The sequence below is a fragment of the Nocardiopsis sp. NPDC101807 genome (assembly GCF_044766605.1).
Lineage (GTDB): Bacteria > Actinomycetota > Actinomycetes > Streptosporangiales > Streptosporangiaceae > Nocardiopsis > Nocardiopsis tropica.
In genome coordinates, this window is sequence record NZ_JBIWMK010000009.1 from 82,487 (window position 1) to 100,652 (window position 18,166).

An 18,166-nucleotide genomic window follows, 5' to 3' on the forward strand; every position below is an offset into this window, starting at 1 on the left:
CCTGCCGCACCGTGGCGGACGGGCGGGCGATGTCACCCGAACAGGGGCCACAGGACACGCATCCCAGACCAAGACGACCAGAACGAACTACCACTCGCATCGGGCCCCGGGTAAACCCCGGGGCGGCCACGGCCGTCAACGTGACGCCGAAGCATCCACTTTCATCCAGACAACGCACACATGTCATGAAGTGACGCGCATCCCCCGCGCGGGCCCTGTCCCTCCCGCGTCCTCTCTCCCCCACACGCCCACCCCGACGGGGTCCGCGTAACCGGGGGCGTCGTTCGACATCTCGCGTTTCGACGGGAGACATCACCTTGCCTCACACCTCCGCGCGCCCGACGCCTGTGTCGGCGCACCGCACCGTGGCCGTCGTCCTGGCGGGCGGCAGCGGCCAGCGCATCGGACTGGCCACCCCGAAGCAGCTGCTCAAGATCGCCGGGAAGTCGATCCTCGAGCACACGCTCACGATCTTCGAGCAGGCTCCGAGGGTCGACGAGGTCATCGTGATGATGAACCCCGGGTTCGTCTCCGACGCGGAGGCGATCGTCCGCGGCGCCGGCCTGTCCAAGGTCACGCGCGTCCTGCCCGGCGGCACATCGCGCAACGCCACCACCCAGCTCGCCCTCGACGCCCTGGCGCACCTTCCGGCGGAGACCACGAACGTGCTCTTCCACGACGCCGTGCGCCCGATGCTGTCCCAGCGCGTCATCGACGACTGCGTCACCGCGCTCGGGTCCTTCGAGGCCGTGGACGTGGCGATCCCCTCCTCGGACACGATCATCGAGGTGGACGACGACGTCATCACCGACGTCCCCGTCCGCTCGCGGCTGCGCCGCGGCCAGACCCCGCAGGGCTTCCGCCTGGCCACCATCCGCGACGCCTACGTCAAGGCGTGGGACGACCCGGGCTTCGAGGCGACCGACGACTGCTCGGTGGTGCTGCGCTACTCGCCCGGCGTCCCCATCCACGTGGTGGCCGGCGAGGAGCAGAACATGAAGGTCACCCAGCCGGTGGACATCTTCATCGCCGACAAGCTGTTCCAGCTGGCCTCCTCCGCCGCCCCCGAGTTCTCCGACGAGGACTACGCGACGCGGTTGGCCGGGTCCACCGTCGTCGTGTTCGGCGGCAGCTACGGCATCGGCGCGGGCGTGGCCGACCTGGCCGAGAAGCACGGCGCGCGCGTCTTCCGCTACTCGCGCGGCACCACCCGCACCAACGTCGCCAACCCCGACGACGTCGCCGCGGCCCTGGAGCAGGCCCACTCCGCCACCGGGCGGGTCGACTTCGTCGTCAACACCGCCGGCGTGCTCCGGATCGGGCGCCTGGACAAGACCGACCCGGAGACCATCGAGGAGGCCCTGCGGGTCAACTACCTCGCCCCGGTCCACATCGCCCGCGCCGCCTTCCCGTACCTGGCCCAGACCGGCGGGCAGCTGCTGCTGTACACCTCCAGCTCCTACACGCGCGGGAGGGGCGAGTACAGCCTGTACTCCTCCACCAAGGCGGCCACCGTCAACCTCACGCAGGCGCTGGCCGACGAGTGGTCCCAGGACGGGGTCAGGATCAACTGCATCAACCCCGAGCGCACGCAGACCCCGATGCGCACCAACGCCTTCGGCGACGAGCCGGCCGGGAGCCTCCTCAGCGCGGAGAAGGTCGCCCGCACGTCCGTGGACGTCCTGTTGTCCGACCTGACCGGCCACGTCGTCGACGTGCGCCGCGAGGACCCTCCCGGCGCAGTGACCGGCGCCCCCCGCGGGGAGACGGAGGGAGCCAAGTGAACAAGTTCAGAGAACTGGGCAGGGAGACCATCGGCTGGTCCGCCCTGCTCGGGCTGTCCTACCTGGTCATGCTCGCCGGCGTGATCACCGGCCTGTGGTGGGTCTTCCTGCTGGGGGCCGTGGGCAGCTACGCCATGGACGCCCTCCTGCTGCACCGCCTGCCCGCGCTCGCCAAGCTCGTCCAGCAGATCCGCCTGGGCATCACGCCGCGGGCCCTGCTGCGCCAGCTCCTCGCCCTGGGCCTGCTCATCACCACGCCCACGGCCACCTCCACGGGCATCGGCATGGTCCTGCTGACCTGCCTGGTGCTGTTCGGGCTCCAGCTGGTGTGCGGTGTGGCCGCCCGGCTGCTGCGGATGCGCCGCCGCCTGCCGATCGTCACCCGCAACATCGACCTGGGCCCCCTGCGCATCCCCGACAGCCCGCCCATGGTGCTCGTCCGCGAGCCCATGAGCCGCCTGCTGCCCCTGGACGCGTTCCTGGTCGCCGGCGCGGTCGCCTACGTCGCCGAGGGCGCGGTCTGGGCCGTCGTGGTCGGGGCGATCGCCTCCGTGTCCCTGACCGTGCTGGCCCTGGCCCTGTTCGGGTGGCACCTGGCCCGGGCCCGGACCATCCCCGAGCCCGAGCGGGTCATGGAGTTCGCCCAGAACTGGCTGGACTCCTACCGGCCCGAGGTCGTCCTGTACTTCTCGGGTTCGGCCGACTCCGCCTACCAGGTCAACATGTGGCTGGAGGCCGTGGCCGCGCTGCCGCGCCGGTCGGTGGTCGTCCTGCGCGAGCGGGTCATCGCCGCGCAGCTCGCCCCGACCCCGGTCCCGGTCCTGTGCGTTCCCACCTCGACCGACCTGATGGCGCTGGACTTCGGCCCGGCGCGTGTGGCCCTCTACCCGGCCAACACCGGCAAGAACATCCACATGCTGCGCAACCCGCTCCTGGGCCACGTGTTCATCGGCCACGGGGACAGCGACAAGGTGGCCAGCATCAACCCGTTCAGCAAGGTCTACGACGAGGTGTGGACCGCCGGACGGGCCGGGCGCGACCGCTACGACCGCGCCCGGGTGGGCGTGCGCGACGACGAGATCGTGGAGGTCGGCCGCCCCCAGCTCGACGCGATCCGCACCGACACCGCCCCCAACGCCGTGCGCAGCGTGCTGTACGCACCGACCTGGGAGGGGTGGACGGACGAGCCCGGCAACACCTCGCTGACCGACGCCGGCCCGGCGCTGATCCGGACGCTGCTGGCCGCCGAGCCGCGGGTGCGCGTCCTGTACAAGCCGCACCCCTTCACCGGGGTCCGGTCCGCGGCCGCCCGGAGCGCGCACCGCCGCATCGTCGCGATGCTGGAGGAGGCCAACCGGGCCGCGTCCGTGAACGGCGACCGCGCTCCGGCCGGACGCGAGCGCCCGGACCTCGCCTCCCTCGAACGGCGCCTGGCCGCCTTCGACACCGACAACGGCGCCACCGACGAGGCCCACAACTCCCGTGAGGAGGGCACCGCCGACCCCGGCGCCGCCGCCGAGCTCCAGAAGCTGTCCGAGGAGTGGCACCGGGTGTACTGGGAGGGCCGCGCGGACACCGAGCACCTGGTCATCCAGGGACCCCGCCCGACGCTCTACTCGTGCTTCAACCAGGCCGACCTGCTCATCAGCGACATCTCCAGCGTCGTCGCCGACTTCATCGCCACCGAGAAGCCCTACGCCATCACCAACTGCGAGGGCATCACGGACGAGGAGTTCCAGGACAAGCACCCCACCTCCGGCGCCGCGTACATGCTCGCGCCGGACGGGAGCGGCCTGGAGGCCGCGCTCGCGGCGGTCCGGTCGGCCGGGACCGACCCCCTGGCGGAGGACCGCACCGCGCTCAAGGCCTACCTGCTCGGCTCCGGCGAGTCCAGCTCCCAGTCGCGCTTCGAGGTCGCCGTCGACGACCTCTACCGGCGCAGGAGCGACCAGCACCCGGTCGGCCCCGGGGCGGACGCGTCCGTCCCGGACGAGGCCGCCGGCTCCTCCGCCGGCTCCCCGCCCTCCGGGGCGGACCCCGCTCCCGCGCGCGTGTGACGCCCCGTCCACCGCGCTCCTGAAAGGAACCTGACAACCCATGGCCGGAGCAAAGCGCACGGTCCCCGAGGAACTCCAGCGCCTCATGCGCTACCTGCCCGAGTCCGAGGAGGACGAGCGGGCGCGCTTCCTCGCCGCCGCCGACGATTTCGTCGGCGGCTCGTCCCCCGGTGACCTGAGGGCCTTCTCCCCGCTGACCAGGGTCAAGCTGTGGCTGGCCAAGGAGCACCGCCTGGACGACCTGGAGACGGTCATCCGGTACGAGCGGGACAACCCGCAGGCCCACCTGGTGCGGGGGCGGCTGTCGCCCTCGGTCGAGGTGCCCGGCATCGCGCCGTCGTCCCTGCCCAAGGAGGTCACCCGGCTCAAGAACTCCGAGATGCCGCTGGTCACCAAGCTGACCGACATGGCCTGGGTGGAGGGACGCCTGCGCCTGCGCGGGTACGCGTACGTGCGCAACGTGCCCGTGGAGTCGGCGCCGCGCGTCCCCGCGATGGCGTGGCTCACCGACACGGCCTCGCGCCGGCGCGTCGTGGTCCGCATGGCCCCGCGGCACGAGCCGCGCGCCACGGCCGACTCCAAGCAGGCGCTGCACTGCTACGACTGGGCCGGGTTCGAGCTGTTCGTCGACCCCGCCAAGCTGCGCGGGGGCCACGGCTGGAAGCCCTCCACGTGGTCGCTGACGCTCGGCGTGTGGGCCTCCGGCAGGCCGCACAGGGCGGGGTTGGTCCCCGGTGACATCGGCCCCTCCGGCCACCAGCACGCCCACCGCCTGGACGCGTCCACCCGCTGGGTGAGCGCGTTCCGCAAGAAGCGGCTGGAGTTCGAGATCCAGCCCGTCGAGGCCGAACTCGTCGGCCACTCCCTCGACGCCGACCTGCTCAGCCTCGGGCTGCGCGGCCCGGCCGAGCGTCCCGTGGAGGGCCTCGTGCTCTCCCACGGCCCGGCCAAGGAGCCGGTCGAACGCGAGTACAGGGCCGAGGCGGACGGTCCCGACGGGCGCCGCCGCGTCACCGTGCCCCTCGCCGACCTCTCCGTGGCGGACACGGAGGAGACCCGTGAGCTGCGCGCCCACGCGGTCGTCGGCGGGCGCCGGGTGCCGGTCGTGGTCGGCGAAGGCGTGCTCTCGCAGGCCCACCCGACCGACGGCGGCCGCGAGATCTCGGTGGGCGTCACCGCCGTGGACACCCTCGTCCTGCACGACCGCCTCCGCCAGCCCGTCGTGGACGCGATGGAGTGGGTGGAGGGCGACCTGGTGCTGTCCGGCTCCTACACCGGCCCGGACCGGGACCGCGTGATGGTGCTGCGCCACGGGGAGCGGTTCGAGGAGGTCCCCGTGCCGGTGGAGGTCGCCGACGGGCGCTTCCGGGCGGTGATCGACCCCGAGCACCACGACTCCCACGGCGACACCCTGCCGCTGCGCAAGGGCCGGTGGTACATGTCGTTCCGCTCCGCCCGGGACTGGGACGACTCCAACGACGTACCGGTGAAGATCAGGCACGACCTGGTGCCGCGGCTGCCCCTGGTCCACCAGGGGGCCAAGCGCTCCTACTCCGTGGACCACCGGTTCCACGACCGCCTGTTCCTGTCCCCCGCCAGCCCGCTCGACGACTCCGAGAAGGGCGCCTACCGGCAGAGGGTCCTGCGCGAGGCGTTCACCGCGGAGCAGAAGGCGCTGCCCCTGCGCGAGGCGGTGTTCTACAACAGCTTCGGCGGCAAGCAGTTCTCGGACTCTCCGCGGGCCGTGTACGAGGAGCTGGTGCGCCGCGGCGCGGAGGTCGACCACCTGTGGTCGGTCGACGACCAGCAGGTGTCCCTGCCGCCGGGCGTCGTGCCCGTGGAGTGGCACAGCCGCGAGTGGTACGAGGCGCTGGCCCGCAGCCGGTACGTCGTCACGAACGTCGGCATCGGCGACTGGTTCGTCCGGCGCGAGGGGCAGACCGTCGTGCAGACCTGGCACGGCACCCCGCTCAAGAAGATCGGCGCCGACCTGCTCGGCACGCCGAAGGCCAACCGGGCCTACATCGCGAGCCTGCCGCACCGGTCCCGCCAGTGGGACTTCCTGGTCTCGCCGAACTCGTTCACCACGCCCATCATGCGGGGCGCGTTCCGCTGCGAGACGGAGATCCTGGAGGCCGGCTACCCGCGCAACGACGTCTTCCACGCCCCCGACCGCGAGGAGCGCGCCGAGCGGACCCGCAAACTCCTCGGCATCCCCGAGGGCAAGAAGGTGGTCCTCTACGCCCCGACCTGGCGCGACGACCAGCGCTACGGCGGGACCCGCTTCAAGCTCGACCTCCGGATCGACCTGGAGGCGGCGCAGCGCGAGCTCGCCGAGGACCACGTGCTGCTGTTCCGCAAGCACCCGAAGGTGCTGGACAGCATCCCGGGCGCGGGACAGGGGTTCGTCTGGGACGTGTCCAAGTACCCGGACATCGCCGACCTGTACCTGATCACGGACGTGCTGATCACCGACTACTCGTCGGTGTTCTTCGACTTCGCCCACTCCGGCAAGCCGATGCTGTTCTTCACCTACGACCTGGAGCACTACCGGGACACCCTGCGCGGGTTCTACTTCGACCTGACCGCGCGGGCCCCGGGGCCGCTGATCAAGACCTCGGACGAGCTCATCGGCTCCATCCGGGACATCGGGGCCGTCACCGAGGAGTACGCGCGGCAGTACGAGGCGTTCGTCCGCGACTTCTGCCACCCCTCCGACGGCCGTGCCACGCAGCGGGTGGTCGACCGCATGCTGGGCGGCGGCGAGGGTTAGGGCGTGTTCTCCGCCCCCGGGCGCCGGGTCCTCCCGGCGCCCGGGGGCGCAGCCGTGCGCCCCGGCCCCCGGCGGAGGGGCTCCCCGGGGGCCGGGGCCCGGCGCATCCGGCGCGGCGACCGCCGCCGTGTGACCGGGGGCACCCGCCCCCGGACTCGAGGCTACGCGTCAACACTGATTCCGTCTCGACTCGACAACGGGGCCCGCCCGGGAGGCGGGCCGCCCACGGCGCCCGCCGATACTGGACCCGCAGGGTTTCGCTCCGGGCGCCGTCGGCGCCCCGGCGCCGCGTCCGGCCCCCGCCCACGGCGGCGCCGGGCCCGGCCCTCCGCGGCCGCGCTCCCGGAGCACGGCCCGGCCGCGGCCCCTGGCCCACCCCTGTCGAGTCCCGAGGCTGATCCGCACCCGTGCCCCTTCCCGCCCCCTTCCGCCCCGAGCCCTCCCCCGCCCGCGCCGAACCGGGGCGCCGGCGTTCCGACATCGAGGGGCTGCGCGCCGTCGCGGCGCTGCTGATCGCCGTCTACCACGTCTGGTTCGGCACGGTCTCCGGAGGCGTCGACGTCTTCCTCCTGCTCACCGGGTTCCTCGTCACCGGCTCCCTGGTCCGGTCGGTGGAGCGCGACGGGCGGATCGCCTTCGGAGCGTTCTGGGCCAGGCTGGTCGAGCGGCTCTTCCCGGCGGGAGCGGTGGTGCTCGCCGCCGTGCTGGCGGGCGCGTACCTGCTCCTGCCGCGTTCGCGGTGGACAGGGGTCATCGCGGAGGTACAGGCCTCGGCGCTGTACTTCGGCAACTGGCGCCTGGCCCTGGACTCGGTCGACTACATGGCGGAGAACGCGGCCGCGAGCCCCGTGCAGCACTTCTGGTCGCTGGCGGTGCAGGGGCAGTTCTACCTGCTGTGGCCGCTCCTGATCGCGGCGGCCGGCCTGCTCGCGGCGCGGCTGGGCCGGGACGTGCGCGCCGTCGCCCTGGCCGCGGTGGGCGCGGTGCTGGCGGCGTCGTTCGCGTACTCGCTGTGGATCACCGCCGCCGAGCCCGTGTGGGCCTACTTCGACACCGGGGCGCGGTTGTGGGAACCGGCCCTGGGCGGCGTGCTCGCGCTGGTCGTGCACCGGGTGCGCCTGCCCCGGCGGCTGCGGACCACAGCGGGATGGCTGGGGCTGGCCGCGCTGGCCGCCTGCGGGGTGGTGGTCGGCGACGCCCTCCCCTACCCCGGCTTCGCGTCCCTGTGGCCGGTGTGCGCCGCGGTCCTGGTCGTCCTGGCGGGCACGGGCGGGGACGGCGCCCCCCTGTCGGCCACCCGCCTGCTGGGCCTGCGCCCGCTCACCTGGTTGGGCGGTCACGCCTACACGCTGTTCCTGTGGCACTGGCCCGTGCTGGTGTTCCACCTGGAGGTCACCGGTGGGGACCGCCCGACCCCGGCGGGCGGCCTGCTCGTCCTGGGCGTCTCGTTCGCGGCCGCCGTGGCCACGAGCCGGGTGGTGAACGGGGGCGTGGGCCGGCTGACCCGTACGCGGAGCACCCCGTCGCGGTCGCTGGCCGCGGGCGCCTCGTTCGTCGTTCCCGTGCTCGCCGCGGGCCTGCTGTGGGGCGGGTCCATCGAGCACGACCGCAGGCTGCGCCTGGAGCTGAGCTCCGACCCGCTGGCCTACCCCGGCGCGGCGGTGCACCTGGACCCCGAGCTGAGGGCGAACCTGCCCGCGCTCCCCGTGTACCCGGACACGACCACGGTCGTGCGGGACACCATCGACCAGACCTCCGAGTGCAACTCCCTGCTCCCGGACACGGAGATGCGCAGGTGCGTGCTGGGCGGCCCCGAGGCGGACTACACGCTGGTGCTGACCGGCAGTTCGCACGCCCGGCACTGGTTCCAGGCCCTGCGCCCCATCGCCGAGCGGCACGGGTGGCGGCTGGTGGTGATGACCAAGAACGCCTGCCAGTTCAGCGCGGAGCCGCAGACCTACCGGGGCGAGCCCTTCGCGGAGTGCACCGTCTGGAACGACCGGGTGATGGACGAGATCGCGATGCTGCGGCCCGACGCCGTGTTCGCCCTGGGTTCCCTGACCCGGGCGGGCGAGGGCGCCTCCGAGCACGTCCCGGAGGGCTTCGTGGAGCGGTGGCGGCAGCTGGACGGCCTGGGCGTGGACGTGGTCGCGGTCCGCGACACCCCCCGTTTCGGGTTCGACGTGGCCGAGTGCGTCGACCGCCACGGCCCCGGGCGCTGCACCGAGGACCAGTCCCGCTCGATGGCGCTCTCCTCCCCCTTCGAGGACCTGGAGGAGGTGCCGGGCAACACGCGTTTCCTGGACATGACCGACTACCTGTGCGAGGAGGGCCGGTGCCGCGGAGTCATCGGCAACCAGCTGGTGTACTACGACTCCGACCACTTCTCCTACGCGTTCTCGACGTCGCTCGCGGCGGTCCTGGAACCGCACCTGCTCGACGCCCTCGTGGACGCCCCGGCGGAAGGGGGCTCCCTCGCCGAGGCGGCCGGCCACCCGCTCGTGCCCGTCGGCTCCTCCGGGGAGGGGGCGGACGGGCTACCGGGCGCCGGCCCCCCGGGAGGCGGCGGGGAGCGGCCCTGACGGTCGCGCCCCCGTGGCGCCGACCGGGGCCTCCCCCGCGCGGCGGCCCCGGCGGCCTCCGGGTCATCCGTGCACGGCCGGCGCGCCCGCCGGGAGCGGTGGCGCAGCGACCGGGCGGTCCGGCGCCCGCGACAGGGGCGCCGGGACGCGACGGGCCCCGAAGAGGGGCACGGGGGTGAGACCGCGGCGCCCGGGGCCGGGCGCCGTTCGCCCGTCCCCTCCCGGGGCGGACCACTGCGGCGGCCGCCCCGGGAGGGGACGGCCGCCGCACGCGGAGCCGGAGGCGCCGGGCGGGCGCTACTCGCCCCTCCACACGGGGGCGCGCTTCTCGGCGAACGCCGCCGCCCCCTCCATCGCGTCCCGGCTCACGAACACGGGGCCCGCCAGCTCGTTCTGCCTCTCCCACATCTCCGCGGAGGACCAGTCGTCCGAGGAGGCGATGATCTCCTTGGACACCCTCACCGCCAGCGGGCCGTTGGGGGTGATCCGCGCCGCCAGGGCGCGGGCCCCCTCCAGGGCCCCTCCGCTCGCGGTGACCTGGTTGACCAGGCCCAGCTCGGCCAGCCGGGGGGCGCCGACGAAGTCGCCGGTGAGGGCGAACTCCATGGCGATGTTGCGCGGGATCCGGTGGTGCAGGCGCAGCAGCCCGCCCGCGCCGGCGACCAGGCCGCGCTTGGCCTCGGGGATCCCGAACCGGGCGTCCTCGGCGGCCACGACCAGGTCACAGGCGAGGACCGCCTCGAACCCGCCCGCGAGGGCGTAGCCCTCGACGGCGGCGATCAGCGGCTTGCTCGGACCGCGCTCGGCGAACCCGCCGAACCCGCGCCCCTCCACCAGGGGGACCTCGCCCTTCATGAAGGCCTTGAGGTCCATCCCCGCGCAGAAGGTGCCGCCCGCGCCGGTGATGATGCCGACGCTCAGGTCCTTGCGGGCGTCCAGGTCGTCGAGGGCTTCGGCGACCTGGGCGGCGACCGCGGCGTTGACCGCGTTCCTGGCCCCGGGCCGGTTGATGGTGATGACGGCGACGCCGTCCTCGGCCGTGTAGAGAACCTCGTCGGACACGGTGTCCCCCTACTTCGGCGGCATGCGGAGCGCGCCGTCGATGCGGACGACCTCTCCGTTGACGTAGCTGATCTCCAGCAGGGCGCGTGCCAGCTTCCCGAACTCCGCGGCGGTGCCGAGGCGCTTGGGGAAGGGGACCGGCGCGGCCAGGCGGGCCTTGAACTCCTCCGAGGCGGGGCCCTCGCCGTAGATGGGCGTCTCCAGGATGCCGGGGGCGATCGTGTTGACCGTGATGCCGACCGCCGCGAGGTCGCGGGCCGCGGGGAGGGTCATGCCGATGACGCCGCCCTTGGAGGAGGAGTAGGCGATCTGGCCGATCTGGCCCTCGATGCCCGCGAGGGAGGCGGTGTTCACGATCGAGCCGCGCTCGCCGTCCTCGTTGAGCGGCTCGGTCTTGGCGATCTCGGCCGCGGACAGGCGCAGCACGTTGAAGGTGCCGATGAGGTTGACCTGGATGACCTTCTGGTAGCTGTCCAGGTCGTGGGGGGTTCCGTGGCGGTCGACGGTGCGGGTGGCCCAGCCGATCCCGGCGCAGGAGACCGCGACGCGGAAGGGCTTCCCGGTGTCGACGGCGGCCTGGACCGCGGCCTTGACCTGGTCCTCCCGGGAGACGTCGGTGGAGACGAAGACCCCGCCGATCTCCTTGGCGACGGCCTCGCCGCGTTCGGCGTTGAGGTCGGCGACGACGACGGTGGCGCCCGCTGCCGCGAGCTCCTTGGCGGTGGCCTCGCCCAGGCCACTCGCGCCGCCCGAGACGAGGGCGGAGATTCCGTTCAGATCCATGGCCCGAACTCTACCGAGGATGTGACCCACGCACTAGAACCAGGTTCGGTTAATTGAGGGCGGCCCCTCCGGGCGGGTGCCCCCGCCCTCCCACCGGCCCCTTTCCCGATCCGACGCACCCTGTCGTCACGGAGCGCTACCGTCCTGTCATGAGCAGAGCGACAGGATTACAGTGGGCTCAGGAATCGACCCCGGAGGAATCGATGACCGCCGAGCCGCTCCCCGCCTGGTTCATGCCGCCGCCCGGTGGATGGACCGCCGACCACATGGACAACCTTCCCCCGGGGGTACCCCGGATGGAACTCATCGACGGAGCGCTCGTCTTGCTTTCCCCCCAGACCAAATTCCATTCCCGGGTCATGGTCAATCTGGTGCACGACCTTCAAGCCGTCGCTCCCGAGGACGTGGACGTCCTGGCCGAGATGACCATGAAGCTGGGCAGGCACCAGCGTCCGGAACCCGACCTCGTCGTCTACCGCGACAGGTCGGACGGGAACGAGACCGACACCCACGTACTGCCGGAGGACGTCCTGGTCGTCGTCGAGATCGTCTCCCAGGAGTCCCGTGAACGCGACCGGACCACCAAACCGTTGAAGTACGCCCAGGCCGGCATCCCCCACTTCTGGCGAATCGAACGGGAGGAGAACGGCCCGGCGATCCACGTCTACGAGCTCGACGGGACGAAGGACCCCCGCTACGTGCCGGTCACCATCGCACGGGAACGGCTCAAGCTGGACGTGCCCTTCCCGATCGACATCGACGTGAAGGCGCTGGCCCCCCGCTGACGGCTCAGCCCCGGTACGGCCCCCTCAGGCGCCGCTGGCGGCGCCTCTGGTGCCACCGGGGCAGTCCCTCCCTGGCGAGGTCGGCGGCGCCGATCAGCCCCGCCTCGTTCCCGAGGGCCGCCGCCTCGACCCGTGCGGTCGGCCGGTAGCCCCGCCCGGTGAGGTTGCGCTCGAACGCCGCACGCGCCGGCGCCAGCAGCAGCTCCCCCGCCTCGGACACGCCGCCGCCGATGATGAACAGCTCCGGGTCGAACGCCGCGGCCAGGTTGGCCAGGCCGGCCCCCAGCCACTCCCCCGCGTCCTCCATGAGCTCCACGCACGCCCGGTCGCCCTTGCGCGCCAGCTCGCTCACCAGCGGACCGGTGATGAGCCGGGCGTCGCCGCCGACCGCCTGGTGCAGGGCCCGGGCCACCGGCGACTCCGCCGCCACCAGCTCCCGGGCCTCCCGGGTCACCGCGTTGCCGCTGGCGTACTGCTCCCAGCACCCGCGGTTGCCGCACTCGCACCGGTGACCGCCCGGCACCACCGTCATGTGACCGAACTCACCCGCCAGCCCGTACCGGCCGCGGTGCAGCCGACCGTCCAGCACCACCGCCCCGCCGATCCCGGTGCCGAGGTTGACCACCACGACGTGGTCCACCCCCTGGCCGGAACCGGCGCACACCTCCGCCCACGCGGAGGCGTTCGCGTCGTTCTCCACCACCACCGGCAGGCCCAGCCGCAGCGACAGGGCGTCGCGCAGCGGCTCCTCGCGCCACGACAGGTGCGGGGCGAACAGCACGTTCGCGCGCCGCTCGTCCACGAAGCCGGCCGCCCCTACCCCCACCGCGCGCACGGGGAACTCCCGGCGCAGCTCCTCCACCGCGGATACGATCGTGTCCTCCACCACTGCGGGGCTCTTGCTCCGCTCGGGCGTCTCCGTGCGCAGGCGGGCGAGGATGCGCCCGCCCGGCGTCACCACGCCCGCCGCGACCTTCGTGCCGCCGATGTCCACCCCGATCGTCAGGGCGTGCCCGTACCGCGTGTCCGCCATCGTGACCACTTCACCGGTTCCAGGGACCCGCGCCGGAGTGGCGGGTCCGCCACACAGGGGAACGCGCACCCGGGCGTCGTCGTGCCCGGATGCGCGTTCGAGGGGTCGGGGCCGCGCCCCGGCGTGCCTCCGCGGCGCGAAGACCCCTGGGGAGCCCGGCCCGTGTGCCGCGGGCCGTTCCTGGCACGCGGCGCGGGCGCCGGGCCCGCCGGGGACGCCCGCGGACCACGCCCTAGCCCAGGGCGGAGCGCACCACCGCGGCCAGCCGCTCGGCCACCGCCGTCGCCTGCTCCTGCCCGGGAGCCTCCACCATCACCCTGACCTTGGGCTCGGTCCCGCTCGGACGGATCAGCACCCGTCCGGTCTCACCCAGCTCCGCCTCCGCGGCGCGTACGGCCGACCACAGCTCCTCGGAGTCCTTCACGCGGGACCTGTCCACGTCGGGGACGTTGATGAGCACCTGCGGCAGGCGGGTCATCACCTTGGCCAGCTCGGCCAGCCCCTGCCGGCGGTGGGCCATCGCCGCGAGGAGGTGCAGCCCGGTCAGCACGCCGTCGCCGGTCGTGGCGTGGTCCAGCAGGATCACGTGCCCGGACTGCTCACCGCCCAGGCCGAAGCCGCCGCGCTTCATCTCCTCCAGCACGTAGCGGTCGCCCACCGCGGTCTCCACCACGGCGATGCCCTCCCGCTCCATCGCCAGCTTCAGCCCCAGGTTGGACATGACCGTCACCACGAGGGTGTCCTGGGCGAGCCTGCCCGCGTCCTTGGCCTCCACCGCCAGGATGGCGAGGATCTGGTCGCCGTCGACCACGCGGCCGTCCGCGTCCACCGCCAGGCAGCGGTCGGCGTCGCCGTCGTTGGCGATGCCCGCGTCCGCGCCGTGCAGCAGCACGGCCTCCTGGAGCACCTCCAGGTGCGTGGAGCCGCAGCCCTCGTTGATGTTGTAGCCGTCCGGCCGGTCCCCGATCGTGACGACCTCGGCGCCCGCCCGGCGCAGGGCCTCGGGGGCGACCGCGGTGGAGGCGCCGTTGGCGCAGTCCACCACGACCTTGAGGCCCTTGAGGCTGTGCGGGACCGACGCGAGCACGTGGGCGACGTAGCGCTCGGCCCCGTCGTCCGCCTCGCCGACCCGGCCGACCTGGTCGCCCACGGCGGGGGTCGAGGGCACGCCGAGCATGCCCTCGATCTCCTCCTCCAGGGCGTCCTCCAGCTTCTGGCCGCCCCGGGCGAAGAACTTGATGCCGTTGTCGGGGGCCGGGTTGTGGCTGGCGGAGAGCATCACGCCGAAGTCGGCGTCCAGCTCACCGGTGAGGAAGGCCACGGCCGGCGTGGGGAGCACACCCACGCGGACCACGTCCACGCCGGTGCTCGCCAGGCCGGCGACCACGGCCGCCTCCAGGAACTCGCCGGAGGCGCGCGGGTCCCGGCCGACCACGGCCCTGGGTCTGCGCCCCGATCCGCTGTCCCGGGTCAGCACCCTCGCCGCGGCGATGGAGAGGTCCAGGGCCAGGGACGCGGTCAGGTCCCGACCGGCGACACCCCGTACACCATCTGTTCCGAACAGCCGAGCCACAGGCGACCAGCCCCTTTCGCAAACGGCGCCGCGTCCGGCGCCGGTGAAGTTCAGCGTGGCGCAAGCCACCGGAAAAACCAAAGACCCGCACGCCGTCCCCTGGAAACGGGAACGGCGTACGGGCCGAAGCTCAGCCGAGCAGGTGCCGGCGCATGAGCACTAACGCTTGGAGAACTGGGGAGCCTTGCGCGCCTTCTTGAGACCGGCCTTCTTCCGCTCCACCTCACGGGAGTCGCGGGTCAGGAAACCGGCCTTCTTCAGGGTCGGGCGGTTGTTCTCCGGGTCCAGGGTCGCGAGCGCACGGGCGATGCCGTGGCGCAGCGCGCCGGCCTGGCCGCTGGTGCCGCCGCCGTCGAGACGGGCGAAGACGTCGTAGGCGCCGTCGAACCCGAGGGAGACGAACGGGTCCTTGATGGTCTGCTGGTGGACCTTGTCCGGGAAGTAGACCTCAAGGGGCTTGCCGTTGACCTTCCACTCGCCCGAACCGGGGGCGATGCGGACGCGGGCGACAGCCGACTTGCGGCGACCGGTACCGGCGCTGGGGCCGGAGGCGGTGGGGACGTAGGCGGCGACGGTCTCGTCGGACTCGCTGGTGTACTCGGAGGGGAACTCCTCCGGGTTGTCAGCGATCTCCTGCTCGACCTCTTCGATGCCGGTGGGCTCGACCACGGTTTTCCTCGTGCTCTCTGTAAAAGTCTGCGAACGCCTAGGCGGGCTGCTCGATCTTGGTGATGGCGAACGGAACCGGCTGCTGGGCCTGGTGCGGGTGCTCCGCGCCCGCGTACACCTTGAGCTTCTTGGCCATCTGGCGGCCGAGGGAGCCCTTGGGCAGCATGCCCTTGACGGCCTTCTCGATGGCGCGCTCGGGGTTGTTCTCCAGCAGGTCGACGTACGCCACGGAGCGCAGACCGCCGGGGTAGCCGGAGTGCCGGTAGGCCTTCTTCTGCTCCAGCTTCTTACCGGTCAGGGCGACCTTGTCGGCGTTCACGACGATCACGAAGTCGCCGGTGTCGATGTGGGGCGCGTAGTACGGCTTGTGCTTGCCCCGAAGGAGCGTGGCAACCTGGCTCGCCATACGCCCGAGCACGAGATCGGTAGCGTCGACAACGTGCCACTGACGCTGGACATCGCTTGGTTTGGGGCTGTATGTGCGCACGATCGTTTGCCTTCGCTTCTTCAGTCGGCTGCCCCATCCCGAAGGTGGGAAGGGGGACTCGTATACACACCCGCGGTTGCGGGGTGTTTGGCCGGGTGTCCCATGCCAATCACAGGACTCTCCGATGGTGAGTGCGCAGACGATGGTGCGTGGATCGGCACCCGAATACGGGAGTTCGGGGCCCACGGCAACTCAACGCACAACGACGGGATATCCTACCTGGCCACCATAGCGCAGGTCAAAGCCAGCGGCAGGGCGGACCGGCAGGACCACGCTCGGCGGGAAGCGCCGGCACGGGGTCACATCCGTGACCTCTCCGCCTTTTATTATGCCTTGTGCCGAGAGTGCTTCGTCCTGCGGTCGTCCGCGCGTTGGCTACGCTTGCACCGAAAGGCCGGTCTCCGCCCGGAACGACGGGCGCCGACACGTACCCCAGGAGACGCCCGTCACGGACGCCGACACCCCGGGAGCCGGTGCTGACGCCAGAGGGCGCACCAGGCCGTGAGCCCGGTCGACCGCGGCCCGGTTCCCATCCCCAGAGCCTTCGGAGACTCCCATCAGTACCCATCCGAACCAGCCACAGTACGGACCCGACGGGCGACCCCTCGGACCGGAGGCCGGTGACGGCCAGGACCTGCTCGGATCAGCGGCCCCCCATGCCGAGGGCCAGCATCCCACATCGGGGCCGCAGCAGCCGCACCCCGCACCCGCGGGCGGCCGGCCTCCCCTCCCCCCGCCCCCCTTCCCGCCGCACGCGCAGCCCGGCGGCCCGCAGACCCCTCCCCCGTACCCGCCGAGCGGGCCCCAGCAGGGGTTCCACGGCGGCCCGGGCGACCCCTCGGGCCGCGGCGGTCCGAGCGGCCCCCAGGAGCCGCCGTACCCCGGCGTGCCCGCCGCGCCCACGGGCGGCCAGCCCTCGATGCGCCCCGGACAGCCGCCGTACGGCGCTCCCACCGGCGGACACGTTCCTCCGCACGGGAACCCCGCCGGGGGCCAGCTCCCCCCGCACGGGGGGCCCACGGGCGGCGGGCCCGGCGTGGGACATCTCACCCGGGGCGGTCCCCAGCAGCCCCCCGGCGGGACGCTTCCCCCGGGCGCCCTCCCGCACGGCCAGGGCGCGCCTCCCCTCCCCCCGCACGTGCAGGGACGGCCCGGCCCGCCCCCCGGCGCCCCGGCGCCCGGACGGCCTCCGGCTCCCGGCGCGCCCCAGGGACCGCAGGCGCCCGGCATGCCCCAGGGCCCGCAGGATCCCCGAAGACAGCAGGGCCCCCAGCAGGACTTCCAGGCGCCCGGGCAGCCGCCGTACGGCGCCCCCGCGGGCGGGCAGGTCCCCCCGCACGGAGGCCCCACGGGAGGCGGCCCGCGCCCGCTTCCGGGCATGCCGTCCGGCGGCCAGGTCGGCGGCGCCCCCGCGCTGCCGCCCGGCGCGCTGCCGCCCGGCGCGGCCCCGAGCCCCCAGCAGGCCTTCCAGGCGCCGCCTCGCGGCCCGGGGGCCGGCGAGCCCGACCGGGGTGACCCCGTGTTCCCCCCGGAGGCCATGGGGGCCACACAGAACATCCACGCGGTCCCCGCGGCCCCGGGCAGGCGCGACAACCGCCCCCTGTACCGGGACGAGGTCCCCGACGACGCCGGCGTGGACACCGCGCAGTTCGACGTCCAGGGGATCGACGACTACGAGGACTACGACGACTACGCGTCCGGTGACGACGGCTACGCGGACGCGCGCGCCAGGAAGCGCCGCCTCCTGATGATCGCCGGGTTCGCCGTGCTGCTGGTCGTCGCGGGCGGCGGGACGTTCCTCCTCGCCAGCGGCGGGGGCACGGAGTCCGGCGGCGCGAGCGCCTCCACCGTCGCGGACGAGTCCGACGACCCGGGCGCGCTCGCCCCGGACGACCTCTTCCCCGAGACCCTCGACGTGGAGGGCGGCACGTTCAGCCGGGTGGCCGTCGACGACGTCGAGGACTGCTCCGCGGGCGCGCACGGCGACTACGGCCAGGTCCTCTCCGACAACGAGTGCCGCCAGCTGGTCCGCGCGTCCTACCTCAGCGAGGACGAGGCCCACGCGGTGACGATCGGGGTCGCGGCGATGCCCTCGGACGAGGAGGCCTCCGCCGCCATGGAGGCGCAGGACCTCGTGGGCGCGCAGTGGTTCGCCGGCCTGGCCGGCGAGGAGGGCAGCCCCGCGGAGCGGCTCGGCCACGCGGGCGGCCACGGCAGCAGCGGGCAGTGGGGCCGCTACGTGCTCTTCGCCCTGGCCACCAACAGCGACGGCTCCGAGGAGGGCTCGGAGGAGAGCGAGTCCGCCACCGAGCTGCGTACCATCGGCGACGGCTTCCTCGACGAGGCGTTCGGCTCCCTCAGCGAGGACCGCGCCTGATCCGCCCGGGAACACGGTGAGGGGGCGCCCGGTCCGGGCGCCCCCTCCGCCGTCCCCGGCCCCGTCCACAGCCCGCAGGACGGGCTTCCCCGGTCCACGGCCCGGCCCTACCGTGGAAAGCGGGGGGACCCCGGGGTCACACCGGCCCCGCCGCACCGCACAGGTCGCACGAGCGGCGCCCGGCCGCACAGGCCCCGCAGG

Annotated in this window: 12 protein-coding genes; 6 read left to right on the forward strand and 6 right to left on the reverse strand. The window is 73.4% G+C overall.

Annotation, left to right across the window (positions count from 1 at the left end; all coding sequences use genetic code 11):
- Window positions 1-317: 317 nt before the first annotated feature.
- From ACIRPH_RS25455 to ACIRPH_RS25470, 4 genes are all read left to right on the forward strand, one after another.
- On the forward strand, window positions 318-1,784 hold the full coding sequence (locus ACIRPH_RS25455; protein WP_402918739.1) for an SDR family NAD(P)-dependent oxidoreductase: 1,467 nt from the start codon (window positions 318-320) through the stop codon (window positions 1,782-1,784).
- The gene (locus tag ACIRPH_RS25460; RefSeq protein WP_402918741.1) at window positions 1,781-3,841 is read left to right on the forward strand and encodes a glycerophosphotransferase; all 2,061 of its coding nucleotides are present in this window, start codon (window positions 1,781-1,783) and stop codon (window positions 3,839-3,841) included. Before ACIRPH_RS25455 ends, ACIRPH_RS25460 begins: the two co-directional genes overlap by 4 nt.
- Window positions 3,842-3,881: 40 nt before the next feature.
- The gene (locus ACIRPH_RS25465) at window positions 3,882-6,614 is read left to right on the forward strand and encodes a CDP-glycerol glycerophosphotransferase family protein (protein ID WP_402918743.1); all 2,733 of its coding nucleotides are present in this window, start codon (window positions 3,882-3,884) and stop codon (window positions 6,612-6,614) included.
- Between the two features lie 407 nt (window positions 6,615-7,021).
- Window positions 7,022-9,196 (forward strand): acyltransferase family protein, encoded by a 2,175-nt coding sequence (locus ACIRPH_RS25470; protein WP_402918745.1) that lies wholly within the window; start codon window positions 7,022-7,024, stop codon window positions 9,194-9,196.
- A gap of 297 nt (window positions 9,197-9,493) precedes the next feature.
- Here the strand turns inward: ACIRPH_RS25470 and ACIRPH_RS25475 are convergent, their stop codons facing one another.
- Entirely contained in the window at window positions 9,494-10,258 is a 765-nt protein-coding gene (locus ACIRPH_RS25475) for a crotonase/enoyl-CoA hydratase family protein (protein WP_402918747.1), read from the reverse strand.
- 9 nt (window positions 10,259-10,267) lie between these two features.
- On the reverse strand, window positions 10,268-11,041 hold the full coding sequence (locus ACIRPH_RS25480) for an SDR family NAD(P)-dependent oxidoreductase (protein ID WP_330161798.1): 774 nt from the start codon (window positions 11,039-11,041) through the stop codon (window positions 10,268-10,270).
- A 203-nt stretch (window positions 11,042-11,244) separates the two neighbouring features.
- On the opposite strand from ACIRPH_RS25480, the gene ACIRPH_RS25485 reads away from it, so the two are divergent.
- Window positions 11,245-11,826, forward strand: coding sequence for a Uma2 family endonuclease (locus tag ACIRPH_RS25485; protein ID WP_402918749.1), 582 nt, complete (start codon window positions 11,245-11,247; stop codon window positions 11,824-11,826).
- 4 nt (window positions 11,827-11,830) lie between these two features.
- Here the strand turns inward: ACIRPH_RS25485 and ACIRPH_RS25490 are convergent, their stop codons facing one another.
- The 4 genes from ACIRPH_RS25490 to rplM all read right to left on the reverse strand — a co-directional run bounded on the left by ACIRPH_RS25490 (window position 11,831) and on the right by rplM (window position 15,588).
- Window positions 11,831-12,859 (reverse strand): ROK family glucokinase, encoded by a 1,029-nt coding sequence (locus tag ACIRPH_RS25490; protein ID WP_402918751.1) that lies wholly within the window; start codon window positions 12,857-12,859, stop codon window positions 11,831-11,833.
- Window positions 12,860-13,091: 232 nt separating this feature from the next.
- A complete protein-coding gene (gene glmM, locus ACIRPH_RS25495; protein WP_402918753.1) occupies window positions 13,092-14,432 on the reverse strand; it encodes a phosphoglucosamine mutase in 1,341 nt (446 codons plus the stop codon).
- A gap of 159 nt (window positions 14,433-14,591) precedes the next feature.
- A complete protein-coding gene (gene rpsI, locus ACIRPH_RS25500) occupies window positions 14,592-15,101 on the reverse strand; it encodes a 30S ribosomal protein S9 (protein WP_330161793.1) in 510 nt (169 codons plus the stop codon).
- A 37-nt stretch (window positions 15,102-15,138) separates the two neighbouring features.
- Window positions 15,139-15,588, reverse strand: coding sequence for a 50S ribosomal protein L13 (gene rplM / locus ACIRPH_RS25505; RefSeq protein WP_267946666.1), 450 nt, complete (start codon window positions 15,586-15,588; stop codon window positions 15,139-15,141).
- A gap of 1,228 nt (window positions 15,589-16,816) precedes the next feature.
- Between rplM and ACIRPH_RS25510 the strand changes: the two genes are divergently transcribed.
- Window positions 16,817-17,965, forward strand: coding sequence for a hypothetical protein (locus tag ACIRPH_RS25510; RefSeq protein ID WP_402918755.1), 1,149 nt, complete (start codon window positions 16,817-16,819; stop codon window positions 17,963-17,965).
- Window positions 17,966-18,166 lie beyond the last annotated feature (201 nt).

Coding starts and splice junctions, on each gene's coding strand:
- ACIRPH_RS25465 (WP_402918743.1), top strand. CDS start 3,882: ATGGCCGGAGCAAAGCGCACGGTCCCCGAGGAACTCCAGCGCCTCATG.
- ACIRPH_RS25480 (WP_330161798.1), bottom strand. CDS start 11,041: ATGGATCTGAACGGAATCTCCGCCCTCGTCTCGGGCGGCGCGAGTGGC.
- ACIRPH_RS25485 (WP_402918749.1), top strand. CDS start 11,245: ATGACCGCCGAGCCGCTCCCCGCCTGGTTCATGCCGCCGCCCGGTGGA.
- ACIRPH_RS25490 (WP_402918751.1), bottom strand. CDS start 12,859: ATGGCGGACACGCGGTACGGGCACGCCCTGACGATCGGGGTGGACATC.
- ACIRPH_RS25510 (WP_402918755.1), top strand. CDS start 16,817: ATGCCCCAGGGCCCGCAGGATCCCCGAAGACAGCAGGGCCCCCAGCAG.